This is a genomic window from Pseudomonas sp. P2S-1, assembly GCF_057197725.1.
In genome coordinates, this window is sequence record NZ_CM170068.1 from 4,937,862 (window position 1) to 4,957,967 (window position 20,106).

General features: G+C 62.7%; 16 protein-coding genes and 1 pseudogene. 11 read left to right on the top strand and 6 right to left on the bottom strand.

All coding sequences use genetic code 11. The features are described 5' to 3' along the window. Positions 1-158: 158 nt before the first annotated feature. Both AC2CQI_RS22175 and glnA read right to left on the bottom strand, forming a co-directional pair. Positions 159-602, bottom strand: a complete 444-nt coding sequence (locus tag AC2CQI_RS22175; protein ID WP_075804906.1) for a cupin domain-containing protein — start codon at positions 600-602, stop codon at positions 159-161. Between the two features lie 223 nt (positions 603-825). Then, a complete protein-coding gene (glnA, locus tag AC2CQI_RS22180; protein ID WP_075804905.1) occupies positions 826-2,232 on the bottom strand; it encodes a type I glutamate--ammonia ligase in 1,407 nt (468 codons plus the stop codon). Positions 2,233-2,562: 330 nt separating this feature from the next. Here glnA and thiI point away from each other — a divergent pair, with 330 nt between their 5' ends. Together thiI and typA are read left to right on the top strand one after the other, a co-directional pair. Then, complete coding sequence (thiI, locus tag AC2CQI_RS22185) at positions 2,563-4,017, top strand: tRNA uracil 4-sulfurtransferase ThiI (RefSeq protein ID WP_484577898.1); 1,455 nt, start codon at positions 2,563-2,565, stop codon at positions 4,015-4,017. Positions 4,018-4,132: 115 nt separating this feature from the next. Further along, on the top strand, positions 4,133-5,956 hold the full coding sequence (gene typA / locus AC2CQI_RS22190) for a translational GTPase TypA (protein ID WP_484577899.1): 1,824 nt from the start codon (positions 4,133-4,135) through the stop codon (positions 5,954-5,956). 266 nt (positions 5,957-6,222) lie between these two features. On the opposite strand, the gene AC2CQI_RS22195 is transcribed toward typA, so the two are convergent. Further along, complete coding sequence (locus tag AC2CQI_RS22195; RefSeq protein WP_009396120.1) at positions 6,223-6,627, bottom strand: YkgJ family cysteine cluster protein; 405 nt, start codon at positions 6,625-6,627, stop codon at positions 6,223-6,225. 210 nt (positions 6,628-6,837) lie between these two features. Between AC2CQI_RS22195 and AC2CQI_RS22200 the strand changes: the two genes are divergently transcribed. The 3 genes from AC2CQI_RS22200 (at position 6,838) to AC2CQI_RS22210 (ending at position 11,045) form a co-directional block, all read left to right on the top strand. Beyond that, on the top strand, positions 6,838-9,288 hold the full coding sequence (locus tag AC2CQI_RS22200) for a glycogen/starch/alpha-glucan phosphorylase (RefSeq protein ID WP_075804902.1): 2,451 nt from the start codon (positions 6,838-6,840) through the stop codon (positions 9,286-9,288). Positions 9,289-9,430: 142 nt separating this feature from the next. After that, positions 9,431-10,441 carry a class 1 fructose-bisphosphatase gene (locus AC2CQI_RS22205; RefSeq protein WP_075804901.1) on the top strand — a complete coding sequence of 337 codons (1,011 nt, stop codon included), beginning with the start codon at positions 9,431-9,433 and terminating at the stop codon, positions 10,439-10,441. A gap of 7 nt (positions 10,442-10,448) precedes the next feature. Beyond that, positions 10,449-11,045 carry a DUF924 family protein gene (locus tag AC2CQI_RS22210; protein WP_075804900.1) on the top strand — a complete coding sequence of 199 codons (597 nt, stop codon included), beginning with the start codon at positions 10,449-10,451 and terminating at the stop codon, positions 11,043-11,045. Positions 11,046-11,158: 113 nt separating this feature from the next. On the opposite strand, the gene AC2CQI_RS22215 is transcribed toward AC2CQI_RS22210, so the two are convergent. Then, positions 11,159-11,989 (bottom strand): methyl-accepting chemotaxis protein, encoded by an 831-nt coding sequence (locus AC2CQI_RS22215; protein WP_484580654.1) that lies wholly within the window; start codon positions 11,987-11,989, stop codon positions 11,159-11,161. A gap of 72 nt (positions 11,990-12,061) precedes the next feature. Further along, positions 12,062-13,051, bottom strand: a pseudogene (locus AC2CQI_RS22220) (cache domain-containing protein); the annotation flags it as partial. Between the two features lie 224 nt (positions 13,052-13,275). On the opposite strand from AC2CQI_RS22220, the gene bamE reads away from it, so the two are divergent. Both bamE and AC2CQI_RS22230 read left to right on the top strand, forming a co-directional pair. Next, a complete protein-coding gene (gene bamE / locus AC2CQI_RS22225; RefSeq protein ID WP_075804898.1) occupies positions 13,276-13,530 on the top strand; it encodes an outer membrane protein assembly factor BamE domain-containing protein in 255 nt (84 codons plus the stop codon). Continuing rightward, on the top strand, positions 13,530-14,093 hold the full coding sequence (locus AC2CQI_RS22230; RefSeq protein ID WP_075804990.1) for a lipocalin family protein: 564 nt from the start codon (positions 13,530-13,532) through the stop codon (positions 14,091-14,093). The genes bamE and AC2CQI_RS22230 overlap by 1 nt, the downstream gene beginning before the upstream one ends. A 110-nt stretch (positions 14,094-14,203) precedes the next feature. On the opposite strand, the gene AC2CQI_RS22235 is transcribed toward AC2CQI_RS22230, so the two are convergent. Next, positions 14,204-15,568: a formimidoylglutamate deiminase gene (locus AC2CQI_RS22235; protein ID WP_484577900.1), complete on the bottom strand. Its 1,365-nt coding sequence runs from the start codon at positions 15,566-15,568 to the stop codon at positions 14,204-14,206. A gap of 143 nt (positions 15,569-15,711) precedes the next feature. Between AC2CQI_RS22235 and hutC the strand changes: the two genes are divergently transcribed. From hutC to AC2CQI_RS22255, 4 genes are all read left to right on the top strand, one after another. Continuing rightward, complete coding sequence (gene hutC / locus AC2CQI_RS22240) at positions 15,712-16,422, top strand: histidine utilization transcriptional repressor HutC (protein ID WP_178392032.1); 711 nt, start codon at positions 15,712-15,714, stop codon at positions 16,420-16,422. Then, the gene (locus AC2CQI_RS22245) at positions 16,419-16,997 is read left to right on the top strand and encodes a HutD/Ves family protein (RefSeq protein WP_484577901.1); all 579 of its coding nucleotides are present in this window, start codon (positions 16,419-16,421) and stop codon (positions 16,995-16,997) included. Before hutC ends, AC2CQI_RS22245 begins: the two co-directional genes overlap by 4 nt. 322 nt (positions 16,998-17,319) lie before the next feature. After that, a complete protein-coding gene (hutU, locus tag AC2CQI_RS22250; RefSeq protein WP_484577902.1) occupies positions 17,320-18,999 on the top strand; it encodes a urocanate hydratase in 1,680 nt (559 codons plus the stop codon). 116 nt (positions 19,000-19,115) lie between these two features. After that, positions 19,116-20,084 (top strand): ABC transporter substrate-binding protein, encoded by a 969-nt coding sequence (locus AC2CQI_RS22255; protein ID WP_484577903.1) that lies wholly within the window; start codon positions 19,116-19,118, stop codon positions 20,082-20,084. Positions 20,085-20,106 lie beyond the last annotated feature (22 nt).

Genomic DNA, 20,106 nt, shown 5'->3' on the forward strand with positions numbered 1-20,106 from the left:
CCCTGAATCTGCCCGAAAAAGGCCTACAAAGTCCGGAATTGCAAGAATTTGTGACCCAAAATGGGCTGGATTATTCCCCGGAATGCCAGTTTACGCACCAAGATGAAGCATAGAGTGAAAGATGCTGCTTGCCTGCCACGGACGTGACTGGGTGTGGATCAACGTGCAGGCAACGCCTGCTCTTCTTCCACCGCGATCACGGAAAGAGGAAGGCCCGGGCTCCCTGCATAAAACACGATCAGCTCGGCGCCGCGGCTGCCGCTGTGGCCGCGATGGACGATGCCGGTCAGCTCCGCCAGGGCCTCGCCGGCCCGCAGGTGTTTCTCGCGGCCGTCGCGGGTTTCGACGCGCAGGTCGCCAGCGAGCAGATAGCCGGCATTGGGGGCGGGATGATGATGCCAGTCGAGCGAGGTATCGGGTGCGATACGGATCTTCAACAGGCTGAGTTCGGGACTGCCGGTGGGGTAGTCGGGGTAGGGCGAGCCGTCCCAGGCCGTGCTGGTGCGCAACAGCACCTGTGCATCGACGGGCTGGGTGGCGGGAGTGCTGGAGCAAGCGCTGATCAGCGCCAGCGAACCGAGAAGAAAGAGACGTGTGAGCATGACGTGGCCTCGCTGAGTGGGGAGCGGACCAGCATGGGGCAGGGGGAAATCCCGGACTATCAGCCCTGGAGCTGAAGCCTGTACGAAAAAGGCCTCCCGAAGGAGGCCTTTTCCATGTTGAGCCGCAAGCTTCAAGCTGCAAGTCATAAGAGAAAAGCAGGAACAGCGTGGTCTGCTTTTCTTGTGGCTTGAAGCTTATAGCTTGCAGCTCCCCAGCGGAGAATTAGCAGCTGTAGTACAGCTCGTATTCCAGTGGGTGTACGAAGGTGCGGACCTTGATTTCTTCTTCGGATTTCAGCGCGATGTAGGCATCGATGAAGTCGTCGGAGAACACGCCGCCCTTGGTCAGGAACGCACGGCCTTTGTCCAGTTCTTCCAGGGCCTCTTTCAGGCTGCCGCAGACTTGCGGGATTTCCTTGGCTTCTTCTGGTGGCAGGTCGTACAGGTTCTTGTCCGCTGCGTCGCCTGGGTGGATCTTGTTCTGGATACCGTCCAGGCCGGCCATCAGCAGGGCAGCGAAGGCCAGGTACGGGTTGGCAGCCGGATCCGGGAAGCGGGCTTCGATACGGCGGGCTTTCGGGCTGCCGACGTAAGGAATGCGGATCGAGGCGGAACGGTTGCGCGCCGAGTAGGCCAGCATGACCGGAGCTTCGAAGCCTGGGACCAGACGCTTGTAGGAGTTGGTCGACGGGTTGGTGAAGCCGTTCAGGGCCTTACCGTGCTTGATGATGCCGCCGATGAAGTACAGGGCGGTGTCGGACAGGCCGGCATAGCCTTCGCCGGAGAAGGTGTTCTTGCCTTCTTTCCAGATCGACATGTGCACGTGCATGCCCGAGCCGTTGTCGCCGTACAGAGGCTTCGGCATGAAGGTCGCGGTGCGGCCGTAGGCATCGGCAACGTTGTGCACGACGTATTTCAGGGTCTGAACTTCGTCAGCCTTCTTCACCAGGGTGTTGAACTTGACGCCGATTTCGTTCTGGCCGGCAGTCGCCACTTCGTGGTGGTGAACTTCGACGGTCTGACCCATCTCTTCCAGTGCGTTGCACATGGCGGTACGGATTTCGTGGTCGTGGTCGAACGGCGGAACCGGGAAGTAGCCGCCCTTGACGCCTGGACGGTGGCCTTTGTTGCCGCCTTCGACGTCCTGGTCGGACATCCAGGAGCCTTGCTCGGAGAAGATCTTGAACATCGAGCCGGAGATGTCGGACTTGAACTTCACTTCGTCGAAGATGAAGAACTCTGGCTCCGGACCGGCGAAGACGGTGTCACCGATGGCGGTGCTCTTCAGGTACTCTTCGGCGCGCTTGGCGATCGCACGTGGGTCGCGATCGTAGCCTTGCATGCTGGAAGGCTCGATGATGTCGCAGACCAGGATCAGGGTCGGCTCTTCGGTGAACGGGTCCAGGACGGCGGTGTCGTCGACCGGCATCAGGATCATGTCGGAGGCTTCGATGCCTTTCCAGCCAGCGATGGAGGAACCGTCGAACATCTTGCCGACTTCGAAGAAGTCGTCTTCCAGCGCGTCACGGGCTGGCATGGTGACGTGGTGCTGAGTGCCGCGGGTGTCAGTGAAGCGCAGATCAATCCATTTAACGTCATGATCTTTGATGAGTTGAACCGACTTCGACATGGTGTCCTCCGGGTGGGGTAGAGCTTGCCTGTGCAGCCCTTGAATTTGGGTGATGCCGGGCCGGAATACTCGACCAAGGCAACCTGCCTCACAAGGGAGCAAATTGCATGCCAGTGCCCGAAAACGGGATTTATGCCCCGTTTTCTCGCGTTTCAGCCTTTTCTGTAGGAAATGTCGATTTTTTCTGCGCTCTTTGAGTGCGCAAGATCGCCTAAATGCACCAACTTGATGCACGAGAAAGCATTCGGACAAAAGTTGGTCAAACCTTGAGCAATTTCCGCTATAATCCGCGCCCCCCTTTTTCGGCTGGCCGCTCGCGCGCTGTTTTCCATGAAACTGATCGTCAAAGTCTTTCCAGAAATCACCATCAAGGGCCGCCCGGTCCGCAAGCGGTTCATCCGTCAGCTCGGCCGCAACATCCGCGCCGTGCTGCGTGAGCTCGACCCCGAGGTCAAGGTCGATGGCGTCTGGGACAACCTCGAAGTGGTCACCCGCATCGAGGACGAGAAAGTATTGCGCGAGATGACCGAGCGCCTGACCTGCATGCCGGGGATCGCGCACTTCCTGCAGGTCGACGAATACCCGCTGGGTGATTTCGACGATATCGTCGCCAAGTGCAAGACCCACTTCGGCCACCTGCTGGCCGGCAAGCGCTTCGCCGTGCGCTGCAAGCGCGGCGGCCACCACGACTTCACCTCGATGGACGTCGACCGCTACGTCGGCAGCCAGCTGCGCCAGCAGTGCGGCGCCGCCGGCATCGACCTGCGCAACCCGGAAGTGGAAGTGCGTATCGAAGTGCGCGACAAGCGCCTCTACGTGATCCACAACCAGCACAAGGGCATCGGCGGCTACCCGCTGGGCGCGCTGGAGCAGACCCTGGTACTGATGTCCGGCGGTTTCGACTCCACCGTCGCCGCCTTCCAGATGATGCGTCGCGGCCTGATGACCCACTTCTGCTTCTTCAACCTTGGCGGCCGTGCCCACGAGCTGGGCGTGATGGAAGTCGCCCACTACCTGTGGAAGAAGTACGGCAGCAGCCAGCGCGTGCTGTTCGTCAGCGTGCCATTCGAGGAAGTGGTCGGCGAGATCCTCGGCAAGGTCGACAACAGTTATATGGGCGTGACCCTCAAGCGCATGATGCTGCGCGCCGCGACCCGGGTTGCCGACCGTCTGGAAATCGATGCGCTGGTTACCGGCGAGGCCATTTCCCAGGTCTCCAGCCAGACCCTGCCGAACCTTGCGGTGATCGACTCGGCCACCGAGAAACTGGTACTGCGTCCGCTGCTGGCCAGCCACAAGCAGGACATCATCGACCAGGCCAACGAAATCGGCACCGCCGAGTTCGCCAAGCACATGCCTGAATATTGCGGCGTGATCTCGGTGAACCCGACCACCTGCGCCAAGCGCCACCGCGTCGACCACGAAGAAAAGCAGTTCGACATGGAAGTGCTGGACCGCGCCCTGGAGCGCGCCCGCTATATTTCCATCGACCACGTGATCGACGAACTGGGCCAGGACATCCAGGTCGAAGAACTGGCCGAGGCCCTGCCGGGCCAGATCGTCATCGACATCCGTCACCCGGATGCCCAGGAAGACGAACCTCTGCTGCTCGACGGCATCGAAGTCCAGGCCGTGCCGTTCTATGCACTGAACAGCCGCTTCAAGCACCTGGATGGCAATCGTCAGTATTTGCTCTATTGCGATAAAGGTGTCATGAGCCGCCTGCATGCTCATCACCTGCTCAGTGAGGGACACGCCAATGTGCGCGTTTATCGCCCCGCCTAGGAAGCACGATGGCGATCGTTCCCGCCATCGTCCTCCCGACCGGATTTCCTGCTCCGTTTACTGAAACCCGCTGCCCTGGCGGCGGCACCGAATACCTGAGATCGAGATACACACAGTGATTGAGAATCTGCGCAACATCGCCATCATCGCCCACGTTGACCATGGTAAAACCACCCTGGTCGACAAACTCCTGCGCCAGTCCGGCACCCTGGAGCGTAACGAGCTCAACGACGAGCGCGTCATGGACTCCAACGACCAGGAAAAAGAGCGCGGTATTACCATTCTGGCGAAAAACACCGCCATTAACTGGAATGGCTACCACATCAACATCGTCGACACCCCCGGCCACGCCGACTTCGGTGGCGAAGTAGAGCGCGTAATGTCGATGGTCGACTCCGTGCTGCTGCTGGTCGACGCTCAAGACGGCCCTATGCCGCAAACCCGTTTCGTGACCAAGAAGGCCTTCGAAGCCGGTCTGAAGCCGATCGTCGTGATCAACAAGGTCGACCGTCCGGGCGCGCGTCCTGACTGGGTTCTGGACCAGATCTTCGACCTGTTCGACAACCTCGGTGCCACCGACGAACAGCTGGACTTCAAAGTCGTCTACGCCTCGGCCCTGAACGGCATCGCCGGTCTGGACCACACCGAAATGGCCGAAGACATGACCCCGCTGTACCAGTCGATCATCGACAACGTACCTGCGCCGGCTGTCGACCGTGACGGTCCGTTCCAGATGCAGATCTCCGCTCTGGACTACAACAGCTTCCTCGGTGTTATCGGCGTTGGCCGTATCGCCCGTGGCCGCGTCAAGCCGAACACCCCGGTCGTCGCCATCGACACCGACGGCAAGCGCCGCAACGGTCGTATCCTGAAGCTGATGGGTCACCACGGCCTGCACCGCATCGACGTCGAAGAAGCCCAGGCTGGCGACATCGTCTGCATCAGCGGTTTCGACGAGCTGTTCATCTCCGACACCCTGTGCTCCCCGGACGCAGTGGAAGCGATGAAGCCGCTGACCGTCGACGAGCCGACCGTTTCCATGACCTTCCAGGTGAACGACTCGCCGTTCTGCGGTAAAGAAGGCAAGTTCGTGACCTCCCGTAACATCAAGGAGCGTCTGGACAAGGAACTGCTGTACAACGTTGCACTGCGCGTTGAAGAAGGCGACTCGGCTGACAAGTTCAAGGTTTCCGGCCGTGGTGAGCTGCATCTGTCGGTTCTGATCGAAACCATGCGTCGCGAAGGCTTCGAGATGGCTGTAGGCCGTCCTGAAGTGATCATCCGCGAAGTCAACGGTGCCAAGCACGAACCGTTCGAAAACGTCACCATCGACATCCCTGAAGAATCCCAGGGCAAGGTCATGGAAGAAATGGGTCTGCGTAAGGGCGACCTGACTAACATGGCGCCGGATGGCAAGGGTCGTGTACGTCTGGAGTACAACATTCCAGCCCGTGGTCTGATCGGTTTCCGTAACCAGTTCCTGACCCTGACCAACGGTGCAGGCATCCTGACCTCGATCTTCGACCGCTACGACACCATGAAGTCCGGCCACATGTCCGGCCGCCTGAACGGCGTACTGGTTTCGGTCGAGACCGGCAAGGCCCTGACCTACTCCCTGGAAACCCTGCAGGCGCGCGGCAAGCTGTTCGTCGAGCACGGCCAGGAAATCTACAACGGTCAGATCGTTGGTCTGAACAGCCGTGACAACGACCTGGGTGTGAACCCAACCAAAGGCAAGAAGCTCGACAACATGCGTGCTTCGGGCAAGGACGAGACCATCGCCCTGGTTCCGCCGGTTCGTTTCACCCTGGAACAGGCCCTGGAATTCATCCAGGACGACGAGCTGTGCGAAGTGACGCCTAAGTCGATCCGTCTGCGCAAGAAGATCCTCGACGAAGGCGAGCGTACCCGCGCTGCCAAGAAAGCCAAGGCCAACTAAGCCCGGCTTGAAATGAAAAAGCCCCCGGTCGAAAGGCCGGGGGCTTTTTTTTGCCTGCTGTCGCGGTACCTGTAGGAGCTGGCTTGCCTGCGATGGACCGCATAGCGGTCCCAAATCCTGCCAATTCAGAGCCTCTGGATGAACAGGATCGAACAGGCGCTGAATTTCGATCACTGTCTGTTCAGGAGCTCGTGCTGGATGGTTTTGGGACCGCTGCGCGGTCCATCGCAGGCAAGCCAGCTCCTACAGGGGGCTGAGCTGATCTTTCAGCGGCTGGCCGGCTTCGGCTTGTACGCACAGTACCCCGGCCGCGGCCCGACCCGCGGGTGGTTGCGGCAGGTGTCCGGGCGCTTGTCGTAAATGGTGCACAGGCGGGTCTTGCGGTCCAGATAGAGGCAGTCATCGTTGCTCATCCGGGTCAGGGTGAAGATTCCGGACTTCTGGTTGAAACGCTCGACGATGCCATCCTTCTGCAACCGCTTGGCGATATTCTTCGGCGGTTCGCCCACTTCGAACTCATCCACCACGCCAATACGGATCAGGTCTTTCAACTTCACTTCCACCGGCAAGGTGCAGCAGGTGGACATGCAGCCGCCGCACATATGGCTGGCGTATTTCTGCCACGTCTCGAGACGGTCAAGCTCGGCGGCGGCAATCAGGGTCGGTTTCATCAGGGGTCAGGCATATAGGTATAGGAAGGCGCGCGATCATACCGGAGTTGATCAAAATGTGAACAACCATTTGCGAAATCCCTGGCAGTCGGTCCCACTTTTGCAACTACCTGGAAAAAGCCCCGACGAACCCACGCCGACGCTCTGTGTCGAACCGTCTAGTCTGTCTGATCACCATCGGCAATCGTCAAACCCGCTCGAGGACCCCGCATGTCTCAGGATTCGAACGCTCGTGACGCAGAGGTGGCCGCGTTTCGCACCGCTGTACTGGAAAAACTGACCTATGCGGTCGGCAAGGACCCGGAACACGCCTTCGACCATGACTGGTTCGAAGCCATCGCCCTGGCCGCCAGGGACCATATGGTCGATCACTGGATGGACCACACGCGGCAGATCTACCGCAGCAGCCAGAAGCGGGTCTATTACCTCTCCCTCGAATTCCTCATCGGCCGGTTGCTCTACGACAGCCTGAGCAACCTCGGCATGCTCGAAGTGGCCCGCGAGGCCCTGCAAGGGCTGGATGTCGACCTGGAACGCATCCGCCTGCTGGAACCGGATGCGGCGCTGGGCAACGGCGGCCTCGGCCGGCTGGCGGCGTGCTTCATGGAATCCATGTCGACCCTCGGCATCGCCGCCCACGGCTATGGCATCCGCTACGAACACGGCCTGTTCCGCCAGGCGGTGGTGGACGGCTGGCAGCAGGAGCAGACCGAGAACTGGCTGGATTTCGGCAACCCCTGGGAGTTCGAGCGGGCCGAGGTGATCTACCCGATCAGCTTTGGCGGCCGCGTCGAGACCGTGCACACCGGCAGCGGCGAGCCGCGCCAGGTCTGGTGGCCGGCGGAAACCGTGCGGGCGGTGGCCTATGACACCCCGGTGGTGGGCTGGCGCGGCGCCAGCGTGAATACCCTGCGCCTGTGGCGGGCGAGGGCGCTGGAAGAGTTGCACCTGGAACGCTTCAACGCCGGCGACCACCTTGGCGCCGTGGCCGAAGTGGCCCGGGCCGAAAGCATTTCCCGGGTCCTGTACCCGGCCGACAGCACCGAGGCCGGCCAGGAGCTGCGCCTGCGCCAGGAATACTTCTTCGTTTCGGCCTCGCTGCAGGACCTGCTGCGCCGCCACCTGAACATGCACGACACCCTGCTCAACCTGTCCGAGCAGGCGGCCATCCAGCTCAACGACACCCACCCGTCGATTGCCGTGGCCGAGCTGATGCGCCTGCTGGTCGACCAGCACGAAGTGCCGTGGGACACGGCCTGGAAAATCACCGTCGACACCCTGGCCTACACCAACCACACCCTGCTGCCGGAAGCCCTGGAAACCTGGGCGGTGAACCTGATGGAGCGCATGCTGCCGCGGCACATGCAGATCATCTACCTGATCAACGCCTACCATATCGATTCGCTGCGGGCCAAAGGCATCCATGACTTCGACGTGCTGCGCGCCGTCTCCCTGATCGAGGAAGACAACGGCCGCCGCGTGCGCATGGGCAACCTGGCGTTCCTCGGCTCCCACAGCGTCAACGGTGTGTCGGCGCTGCACACCAAGCTGATGCGCAGCACGGTGTTCTCCGAACTGCACAAGCTCTACCCCGAGCGGATCAACAACAAGACCAACGGCATCACCTTCCGCCGCTGGCTGTACCAGTCCAACCCGCAACTCACCGCCATGCTGGTGGACGCCCTCGGCGAAGACCTGCTGGACAGCCCGGAAACCAAGCTGCGCGGCCTGGAGCCCTTCGCCGAAAAGGCCGCTTTCCGCAAGAAATTCGCCGAGCAGCGCCTGCACAGCAAGCGCGCCCTGGCGAGCATCATCCAGGAACGCCTGGGCATCACCGTCAATCCGGAAGCGATGTTCGACGTTCAGGTCAAACGGATCCACGAATACAAGCGCCAGTTGCTCAACCTGATGCACACCGTCGCCCTGTACCAGGCGATCCGTGCCGAGCCGGGCACCGACTGGGTACCTCGGGTGAAGATCTTCGCCGGCAAGGCGGCGGCCAGCTATCACCAGGCCAAGCTGATCATCAAGCTGGCCAACGACATCGCCCAGGTGGTCAACAACGACCCGACCGTGCGCGGCCTGCTCAAGGTGGTGTTCCTGCCCAACTACAACGTCAGCCTGGCGGAAAGCATCATCCCGGCGGCGGACCTGTCAGAGCAGATCTCCACTGCCGGCTACGAGGCTTCGGGCACCAGCAACATGAAGTTCGGCCTCAACGGTGCGCTGACCATTGGCACCCTCGACGGCGCCAACGTGGAGATGTGCGAGCAGGTCGGCGCCGACCATATGTTCATCTTCGGCCTGACGGCCCAGCAGGTGGAAAGCCGCAAGCGCAATGGCGATTTCAACGCCAGCTCCATCGTTGGCTCCTCGCACCGGCTCAACGACGTGCTCCAGGCGATCCGCGGCGGGGTGTTCTCGCCGGACGATCCGGCGCGCTATGTCGGCCTGGTGGACTCGCTGGTGTCCTACGACCGCTTCCTGCTCTGCGCTGACTTCGACGCCTACTGGGAGGCCCAGCGCCGGGTCGACGAGCTGTGGCACGAGCCCAACCGCTGGTGGCGTTCGGCGGTGCTCAACACCGCACGGATGGGCTGGTTCTCCTCGGACCGGACCATCGGCGAATACGCTCGGGAAATCTGGACCGCCCTGGAATGACCGTGCTTGACCCGGCGAACGGCGTGAACCCAACGGGCTTTTCGCCGTCTGATCGGGCAAGCGTGTCCTGATGCTCGCCCGCGCAGGCCTCTCCCTGTAAACTGCGCGGGTTTCCTGATCCCTCATTCCTTCGGAGCCATACATGTCCCGCGTTACCCTGAGTCGCTATCTGATTGAGCAGACCCGTAGCAACAGCACCCCTGCCGATCTGCGCTTCCTGATCGAAGTGGTGGCGCGCGCATGCAAGGAAATCAGCCACAACGTGTCCAAGGGCGCCCTCGGCGGTGTTCTGGGCAGCATGGGCACTGAAAACGTGCAGGGCGAAGTCCAGAAGAAACTGGACGTGATTTCCAACGACATCCTTCTCGAAGCCAACGAATGGGGCGGTCACCTGGCCGGCATGGCGTCCGAAGAGATGGACAACGCCTACCAGATCCCGGGCAAATACCCGAAAGGCGCCTACCTGCTGGTCTTCGACCCGCTGGACGGCTCGTCGAACATCGACGTCAACGTTTCGGTCGGCACCATCTTCTCGGTACTGCGCTGCCCTAACGAATACCTGAGCCAGAACGAAAGCCTCAACGAAAAGGCCTTCCTCCAGCCAGGCACCCAGCAGGTCGCTGCCGGCTACGCCATCTATGGCCCGCAGACCATGCTGATCCTGACCCTGGGCAACGGCGTCAAGGGCTTCACCCTGGACCGCGAGCTGGGCAGCTTCGTCCTGACCCACGAGAACATCAAGGTTCCGGAAACCACCGCCGAATTCGCCATCAACATGTCCAACCAGCGTCACTGGGAAGCGCCTGTGACCCGTTACGTTGGCGAGCTGCTGGCAGGCGAGACCGGCCCGCTGAAGAAGAACTACAACATGCGCTGGATCGCCTCGATGGTGGCCGACGTGCATCGCATCCTGACCCGTGGCGGTCTGTTCATGTACCCGCGTGACGCGCGCGAGCCGTCCAAGCCGGGCAAACTGCGCCTGATGTACGAGGCCAACCCGATGTCCTTCATCATCGAGCAGGCCGGTGGTGCTTCCACCGACGGCAAGCAGCGCATCCTCGACATCCAGCCGGACAGCCTGCACCAGCGCGTCGCGGTCTTCCTCGGTTCGAAAGAGGAAGTCCAGCGCGTCACCGGTTATCACCAGGAGTAACCAGGCCATGCTCGCACCTTGGCAGCCGTTGTTGGAATGGTGGTTCGGATGGGGCACCAGCCCGCAGGACGTCGCTGACGAGAAGAGCACGCTGTGGTTCGGCAAGCAGCATGACGCCGAGGCGCACGAGCGCTTCGGGCCGCTGGTCGAGCAGGCGTTGGCTGGTGGTCTTGAGGAGTGGCTGGAAAGCCCGCAGGGCTGGCTGGGCCTGGTGCTGTTGCTGGACCAGTTGCCGCGGATGATCTATCGCGACACGCCGCGTGCCTTCGAAGGTGACCGGCGTGCGCAGGTACTGGTGATGCAGGGCCTGGACCGGGCCTGGGATTACCAGCTGCTGCCGCTGCAGCGGGTGTTCATCCTGCTGGTGCTGGAGCATGCCGAAGTGCTGGACTGGCAGAACACCTGTGTCGAGCGCTACCAGAGCTTGCTGGCGGCGCAGCCGGCGGCGGATCGGCGGTTGTTCGAGGGGTTCCTTGACTATGCCGAGCAGCATCAGCGGGTTATTGCGCGGTTTGGGCGGTTCCCGCACCGGAACCTGGTGCTGGGGCGGCCTAGTACGGGGGAAGAGATGGACTTCCTGCTGGAGCCTGGCTCGCGCTTCTGAATCTCTGCTGTTCTTGAGGGCCTCATCGCTGGCAAGCCAGCTCCCACAGTGACCGCGTGTACCGCCGGACCTGTGGGAGCTGGCTTGCCAGCGATGGGGCCCTGAAGTTCACATCAAATCCTGAAGCTGCCTACCAGATGCTTCAGCCGCTCCACCTGGTTCTCCAGGTCATTGCAGGCCCGCAACGTTGCCTGCAGGTTCTCCACCCCTTCCTGGTTCAGGGTATTGATCTCGGTGATATCGACATTGATCGATTCCACCACCGCGGTCTGTTCCTCGGTCGCCGTCGCCACCGACTGGTTCATCCCGTCGATCTCGCCGATGCGCTGGGTCACGCTGCCCAGCCGCTGGCCCGCCTGGTTGGCGATGCCGACGCTGTGCTGGCTCTGATGCTGGCTCTCGGTCATGGTACTGACCGCTACCTGCGCACCCGACTGCAATTCCTCGATGATCCGCTGCACCTGCTGCGCCGAGTCCTGGGTGCGGTGCGCCAGGTTGCGCACCTCGTCCGCCACCACCGCAAAGCCACGCCCGGCTTCGCCAGCCCGCGCCGCTTCGATCGCCGCATTGAGCGCCAGCAGGTTGGTCTGCTGGGAGATTCCGGCGATCACTTCGAGGATCTGCCCGATATTCACCGTGTTGGCATTCAGCGTCTCGATGTTGCCGCAGGAATCGCTGATCTTCGCTGACAGTTGGTTCATCACCTCGATGGTCTGGTTGACCACCTGCTGGCCGTCTTCCGCGAGGTTGCGCGCATCGCTGGAGTGCTGCGAGGCGAGGGCGGCGTTCTGGGCGATTTCCTGGGCGGCGGCGCCGAGTTCGTTGATTGCCGCCGCCACGCTGCTGGTGCGGTTGGCCTGCTGGTCGGCGTTGTGGATCGAGGCATTCGAGGCGCTGACCACGCGCAGGGCAACCTCGTTGACCTGGCCGGTGGCCGACGACACTTCGCGGATCGACTCGTGGATCCGCTCGACGAAACGGTTGAACGAATGGCCCAGGGTGCCGAATTCATCGTGGGCATGGATGGCCAGCCGGCGGGTCAGGTCGCCCTTGCCCTCGGCGATATCGTGCATGGCCCGGCCCATGACGTGCAGCGGCTCCATCAGCACGCGGATCAGCAGGCCGAGGAGGGCGATGATGATCAGCACGGCGGCGATGGTCGCCACCACGGCGGAGCTGCGCAGTTCGGCGAGCATGGAGAAGGCGGCGTCCTGGTCCAGCACCAGCGCCACATACCAGTCCGCCGACGGGATGCCGTCGACATGGCTGAAGTTGATGAACTGCCTGCGCCCGTCGATCTCGACTTCCTTCAGGCCCTTGCCGATCACCGGGGCGCCCTGTGGATAAGCGTCGGCCAGGGTTTTCAGGGCCAGTTCGCCATTCGGGTGGATGAGGATCTTGCCTTCGCCGTTGACGATGAAGGCGTGGCCGTGGCCATCGAAGTTCAGCGAGTTGATGATCGCGCTGATGGTGTCCAGGGCCATGTCCGCGCCGGCTACGCCGATCAGTTGGCCGGCCTGTTGCACCGGGGTGGCGATGGTCACCACCAGCTTGCCCATGGAGGCGGAGATATAGGGTTCGGTGACCACGGTCTGGTTGGCGGCGCTGGCGCTCTTGTACCAGCCGCGTACCCGCGGGTCGTAGTCGGCGGCGCGGTTGCCGGCGGGCACCGACTGCATGGCGCCGTCCTTGCCGCCGAAGTAGGTCAGGGCGAAGTTGGCGTTGTACACCGGCAGCGCCAGGCTGCGGCCGAGAGCGTCCTTGCCGGGGCCGTCGACGGCGACCTGCTGGGCGAAGGAATCGAGGATCTGGATGCGGCTGTCCAGCCAGGTGCGGATATTGCCCGCGGTCAGGCTGCCCAGCTCCTGCATCGAAGCTTCGGTGCTGACCCGCAGGGACTGACGCTGGCGGTAGTCGTTGAAGAAGACGAAGCAGGTAAAGGCGACCACCACGACGAGGGCGGCGGCCAGCAGGATCTTGTGGCTGAACTTCAGGTTTTTGGTCATTTCGAGGTCACGCAATCTACGGAGAGGGCGCGGCAATCCGCCGTCGCGCCCCCTGTGTCGTCCGTCGCACGAAAAAGATTAATCGGTTCCGCCGGCAGTCGACCAAAGGCGAATGCCAGCTGTGGACTGAAAGCGCGGGCCTTCGGGAACCGGAGTGAGTTTTTCCCTTCTAAGCTGTCGGCAGTGGTCTGGCCCTGTCACCTTCATTCCCAGGAGTTTCCTTCATGTCCGTGCGTTCCCTCGCCCTCTTGTCCCTGTGCGTGTTGCTGGCTGCCTGCAGCAAGCTCAACCAGGAGAACTATTCCAAGCTCAAGACCGGTATGACCAAGGCGGAAGTCGAGGCGCTCCTGGGGAGCCCGACCGAATGTTCCGGCGCCCTTGGCGTGTCCAGCTGTACCTGGGGGGATGAGAAGACCTTTATCAGTGTCCAGTACGCAGGTGACAAAGTGTTGATGTACGCGGGGCAGGGCCTGAAATGATGCGTCGCGTTCTGCTGGCAGGCTGTGCCGCCCTGGCGCTGGCGGGTTGCGCCACGCCGGAGGTCGGGCCGCTGCCGCCGAAGACGGTGGATCACGTCGATTTCAAGCGTTACCAGGGCAAGTGGTACGAGCTGGCCCGGCTGCCGATGTTCTTCCAGCGTGATTGCGCGCAGTCCGAGGCGCATTACAACCTGCGGGCCGATGGCAGTGTCGGGGTGCTCAACCGTTGTCTGACCCTGGAGGGCAAATGGCAGGAGGCGAGCGGCAGTGCCACGCCGCAGGAGCCGGGCAAGACCGACAAGCTGTGGGTGCAGTTCGACAACTGGTTCATGAAGCTGCCGGGCGCGCCGAAGGGCAATTACTGGGTGTTGTATGTGAGCAGCGACTACCAGACGGCGCTGGTGGGGAATCCGGACCGCAAGTACCTGTGGTTGCTGTCGCGCACGCCGACCTTGCCGGCGGTGGAGCGGGAGAGCCTGCTGGCCAAGGCGCGGCAGCAGGGGTATGACACGACCCGCTTGGTGTGGCGGGTTTCGGACCGGGATATCGCGCGCAAGCCCTGAGGTTTTTTAGTGCTCTTCAGGGCCTCATCGCTGGCAAGCCAGCTCCCACAGTGACCGCGTGCACCGCCGGACCTGTGGGAGCTGGCTTGCCAGCGATGAGGCCCTGAAGTTCAACCCAGCAATTCCTTCAGCACCCGGCCAAACGCCTCGGCGCTGTCCTCTTCAGCAGCATGCCGCCCCTGCTGCACCACCCAAACCCCGTTCACCATCACATCCCGAACCTGCCGATCCCCACCGGCAAACAGCCAGCGGTTCAGGATACTGTCGCCATCCGCCATGGCCAGATACGGATCCCGCCCATCCAGCACGATCCAGTCCGCCCGCTTGCCGACCGCCAGTTCCCCCACCGGCTGCCCCAGCGCCTGGGTCCCGCCATCCAATGCCGCATCGAACAGCGTCCGCCCAACCATCGGCTGACTAGCCCCATACAGCCGATTACGCCGCTGATCCCGCAGCCGCTGGCCATATTCCAGCCAGCGCAATTCTTCCACCACGCTCAACGACACATGACTGTCCGACCCAATCCCCATGCGCCCACCCTGGGCGAGGAAATCCACCGCCGGGAAGATCCCGTCCCCGAGGTTCGCCTCGGTGGTCAGGCACAACCCGGCAATCGCCCGGCTCCGGGCCATCGCCGTCACTTCATCCGCTTCGGCATGGGTCGCATGCACCAGGCACCAGCGTTCATCCACCTCGACATTCTCGTACAGCCATTGCAACGGCCGCCGGCCGCTCCAGGCCAGGCAGTCGTCGACTTCCTTCTGCTGCTCGGCGATATGGATATGCACCGGGCAGGCCTTGTCGCTGGCGGCCAGGACCGTGGCGATCTGCTCCGGCGTCACCGCGCGCAGCGAGTGGAAACACAGCCCCAGGGCCTGCGCCGGTTGCGCGGCCAGCAGCGGTTTCAGGCGTGATTGCAGATCCAGATACTGTTCGGTGCTGTTGATAAAGCGCCGCTGCCCGTCATTCGGTGCCTGCCCGCCAAAGCCGGAATGGGTATAGAGCACCGGCAGCAAGGTCAGGCCGATGCCACTGTGTGCCGCCGCCGCACTGATCCGCCGCGACAGCTCCACCGGGTCGGCATACGCCTGGCCCTGGGTGTCGTGGTGCACGTAATGGAATTCGGCGACCGAGGTGTAGCCCGCCTTGAGCATCTCGATATACAGCTGGCGGGCGATGACTTCGAGCTGCTCCGGGCTGATCTTGCCCACCAGCCGGTACATCAGCTCGCGCCAGGTCCAGAAGCTGTCGTTCGGGTTGCCCGCCACTTCCGCCAGCCCGGCCATGGCCCGCTGGAAGGCGTGGGAGTGCAGGTTGGGCATGCCCGGCAGGAGCGGGCCGGCGAGCTTTTGCGCGCCGTCCGACGAAGCGCCGGCCTGAATCGACGTCAATACGCCGTCCGCGCCTACCTCGATGCGGACCTGTTCCGCCCAGCCGCTGGGCAACAAAGCACGTTCGGCAAAGTACACGGACATCGACACGGCACCTCATTCTGGTTATTTGTATATACATATACAGACGTTTGCCTGCCCGGTAAACTCCGGCAAGCTACCGTTCATTCAATAGAACAAGGACTTTTCCAGTGCCGAAACCTCCTGTCTCCACGCTGGTTGCCCAGATGGGCGAGGGGCCGGCGCCGCTGTATGCCCGGGTCAAGCAGATGATCGTCCAGCAGATCGAGAGCGGCACCTGGCCGCCGCACCACCGGGTGCCCTCGGAAAGCGAACTGGTCGCCGAACTGGGCTTCAGCCGCATGACCATCAACCGTGCCCTGCGCGAACTCACCGCCGAAGGGCTGCTGGTGCGCATGCAGGGCGTCGGTACCTTCGTGGCGGAACCCAAGACTCATTCCGCGCTGTTCGACGTGCATAACATCGCCGACGAAATCTCCGCCCGTGGCCACCAGCACAGCTGCAAGGTGGTGACCCTGGCCGAGGAGGCCGCCGGCTCCGAGCGTGCTCTGGCCCTGGACATGCGCGAGGGCGGGCGGGTGTTTCATTCGCTGATCGTGCACTACGAGAACGGCATCCCGGTGCAGATCGAGGACCGCTACGTCAACGCGCAGATCGCCCCGGACTACCTCAAGCAGGACTTCACCCGGCAGACCCCCTATGCCTATCTGTCCCAGGTCGCGCCGCTGACCGAGGGCGAGCATGTGGTCGAGGCGATCCTCGCCGATGCCTATGAATGCAGCCTGCTGCAGATCGAACACAGCGAGCCGTGCCTGCTGATTCGCCGGCGCACCTGGTCGGGCCGTCAGCCGGTCACCGCCGCACGCCTAATCCACCCCGGTTCCCGCCATCGCCTCGAAGGACGCTTCAGCAAATGACCGAGTTGACCCTGTTACGCGCCGCCGATTACCCGCGCATGCCGTGGAAGAACGGCGGCGGCAGCACCGAAGAGATCACCCGCGATGCCGGCCAGGGCCTCGACGGTTTCGGCTGGCGCCTGTCGATCGCCGATATCGCTGAGTCGGGCGACTTCTCCAGCTTCGCCGGCTACCAGCGGATCATCAGCGTGCTGCAGGGCGACGGCATGGTGCTGGAGGTCGATGGCGAAGCCAGCCGCGTGCTACTGCCGTTCGATGCTTATGTCTTCAGCGGCGAAAGCCAGGTCAGTTGCCGCCTGCTGGGCGGGGCGATCCGTGATTTCAACCTGATCTATGCACCGCAGCGCTACCGCGCACGGTTGCAGTGGTTCAGCGGTTACAGCCGGGTCTTCACCTCCGCCAGCACCGTTCTGTTGTTTAGCGCCCAGGCTTCGCTACAGATCGGTATCAGCGGCGAGCCCGAGCAAAACCTCGGCCTGTACGACTGCCTCTACCTCAAGGACAACACGCAATTGCGCGCGCTGGATATCACCGGTCGCTGTTGCCTGATCGAGCTGATCGCTGTTTCCGAGTAACGCACCGCCTGCGCACATTTTGTTACCGAATGCCCCAAGGTGGCGCAATGCCGCCTTGGTCCTCGCACCACCCTCCAGCCGTTCTCCTCTCCCTCTGCAAGATTTCCCGGCCTTGTTCCACAAGGGCTGCAGCCCTGTGCGGAGTTTTTTCATGAAGCGTTTCCCGGGATTGGCAATTCAATTGCATATGCTTGTATGTACAAGTAAAGATGTGTGCGTATGAGTGGATAGGCCGTCCCCTCAGCGCTGTTCGCAAACCGGTTTTCACCGCTGGCCCACTGCCTGGGTTGGGATTGGATAGATCGCTCGAGGAGCCCTTTTCGTGACTGACAACAACCTGAACAAATTCCGTGATGTCGAAATCCGCGCCCCGCGCGGCACCAAGCTGACCGCCAAGAGCTGGCTGACCGAAGCGCCGCTGCGGATGCTGATGAACAACCTCGACCCGGAAGTGGCGGAGAACCCGAAGGAACTGGTGGTGTACGGCGGTATCGGCCGTGCGGCGCGCAACTGGGCGTGCTACGACAAGATCGTCGAGAGCCTGACCCACCTGAATGACGACGAGACCCTGCTGGTGCAGTCCGGCAAGCCGGTCGGCGTGTTCAAGACCCACGCCAACGCCCCCCGCGTCCTGATCGCCAACTCCAACCTGGTGCCGCACTGGGCCAACTGGGAACACTTCAACGAACTGGATGCCAAGGGCCTGGCCATGTACGGCCAGATGACCGCCGGCAGCTGGATCTACATCGGCAGCCAGGGCATCGTCCAGGGCACCTACGAAACCTTCGTCGAAGCCGGCCGCCAGCACTACAACGGTGACCTCAAGGGCAAATGGGTGCTGACCGCCGGCCTCGGCGGCATGGGCGGCGCCCAGCCACTGGCCGCAACCCTGGCCGGCGCCTGCTCGCTGAACATCGAGTGCCAGCAGAGCCGCATCGACTTCCGTCTGGCCAGCCGCTACGTCGACGAGCAGGCCAAGAACCTCGACGACGCCCTGGCGCGCATCGCCCAATACACCGCCGAAGGCAAGGCCATTTCCATCGCCCTGCTGGGCAACGCTGCGGAAATCCTCCCGGAACTGATCAAGCGCGGCGTGCGCCCGGACATGGTCACCGACCAGACCAGCGCCCACGACCCGCTCAACGGCTACCTGCCGGCCGGCTGGACCTGGGAGCAATACCGTGACCGCGCCAAGACCGAGCCAACTGCCGTGGTGAAAGCCGCCAAGCAATCCATGGCCGTGCACGTCCGGGCCATGCTCGACTTCCAGAAGCAGGGCATCCCGACCTTCGACTACGGCAACAACATCCGCCAGATGGCCAAGGAAGAGGGCGTCGCCAATGCCTTCGACTTCCCCGGCTTCGTCCCGGCCTATATCCGTCCGCTGTTCTGCCGCGGCATCGGCCCGTTCCGCTGGGCCGCGCTGTCCGGCAATGCCGAGGACATCTACAAGACCGACGCCAAGGTCAAGGAACTGATCCCCGACGACGCCCACCTGCACAACTGGCTGGACATGGCCCGCGAGCGCATCAGCTTCCAGGGCCTGCCGGCGCGGATCTGCTGGGTTGGCCTGGGCCAGCGCGCCAAGCTGGGCCTGGCGTTCAACGAAATGGTCCGTCGCGGCGAGCTGTCTGCGCCTATCGTTATCGGTCGCGACCACCTGGACTCCGGCTCGGTGTCCAGCCCGAACCGTGAAACCGAAGCGATGAAGGACGGTTCCGATGCCGTGTCCGACTGGCCGCTGCTCAACGCCCTGCTGAACACCGCCAGCGGTGCCACCTGGGTTTCGCTGCACCACGGTGGTGGCGTGGGCATGGGCTTCTCCCAGCACTCGGGCATGGTCATCGTCTGCGACGGGACCGACGAAGCGGCCGAGCGTATCGCCCGCGTGCTGACCAACGACCCGGGCACCGGTGTGATGCGTCACGCCGATGCCGGTTACGACATTGCAATCGAGTGTGCCAAAGAGCAGGGCCTGAACCTGCCGATGATCACCGGCTGATCCGCAGGGCAGGGGCCGTCGAACCCGGCCCCTGCCAACGCGGCGTTTCATGGAAGGGACGACCGGAAGGCCTCTGAACTGCCGATATCCACTTTCCTGTTTGGGAGCGTCATGCAATGAAAACCAACAAGACCCTGCTTGCGTCGCTGTGTGCCCTTGGCCTGTTGAGTCTGTCCGGGGTGAGCCAGGCCGCCGGCTGGTGCGAATCCGGCAAACCGGTGAAGTTCGCCGGGCTGAACTGGGAAAGCGGCATGCTGCTGACCGACGTCATGCAGTTCGTCCTGAAGAATGGCTACGGCTGCGAGACCGACAGCCTGCCGGGCAACTCCATCACCATGGAAAACGCCCTGGGCACCAATGACATCCAGGTCTTCGCCGAAGAGTGGGTAGGTCGCAGCGAGGTGTGGAAGAAGGCCGAGGCGGCCGGCAAGGTGGTCGGCGTCGGTGCCCCGGTGGTGGGCGCGATCGAAGGCTGGTACGTGCCGCGCTACGTGATCGAGGGCGATGCCAAGCGCAAGCTGGAAGCCAAGGCGCCGAACCTCAAGGCCATTGCCGATCTTGGCCAGTACTCGGCGGTGTTCAAGGACCCGGAAGAGCCGTCCAAGGGCCGCTTCTACAACTGCCCGGCCGGCTGGACCTGTGAGCTGGACAACTCCGAGATGCTCAAGGACTACGGCCTGGAAGGCAGCTACACCAACTTCCGCCCGGGCACCGGCCCGGCCCTGGATGCGGCGGTGCTGTCGAGCTACAAGCGCGGCGAGCCGATCCTCTTCTATTACTGGACCCCGACCCCGCTGATGGGCCAGGTCGACCTGGTCAAGCTGGAAGAAAAACCCGGCGTCGACAAGAGCGTGAGCATCAAGGTCGGCCTGTCCAAGGCCTTCCACGAAGGTGCCCCGGAACTGGTGGCGGTGCTGGAAAAGGTCAACCTGCCCATCGACCTGCTCAACCAGAACCTCGCGCGCATGACCAAGGAACGCATCGAGTCGCCGAAACTGGCGAAAGCCTTCCTCAAGGAACATCCTGAAATCTGGCATGCATGGGTCAGCGAAGACGCCGCGAAGAAGATCGACGCCGCGCTCTGACGTTCCCCTTTTCACCTGATGA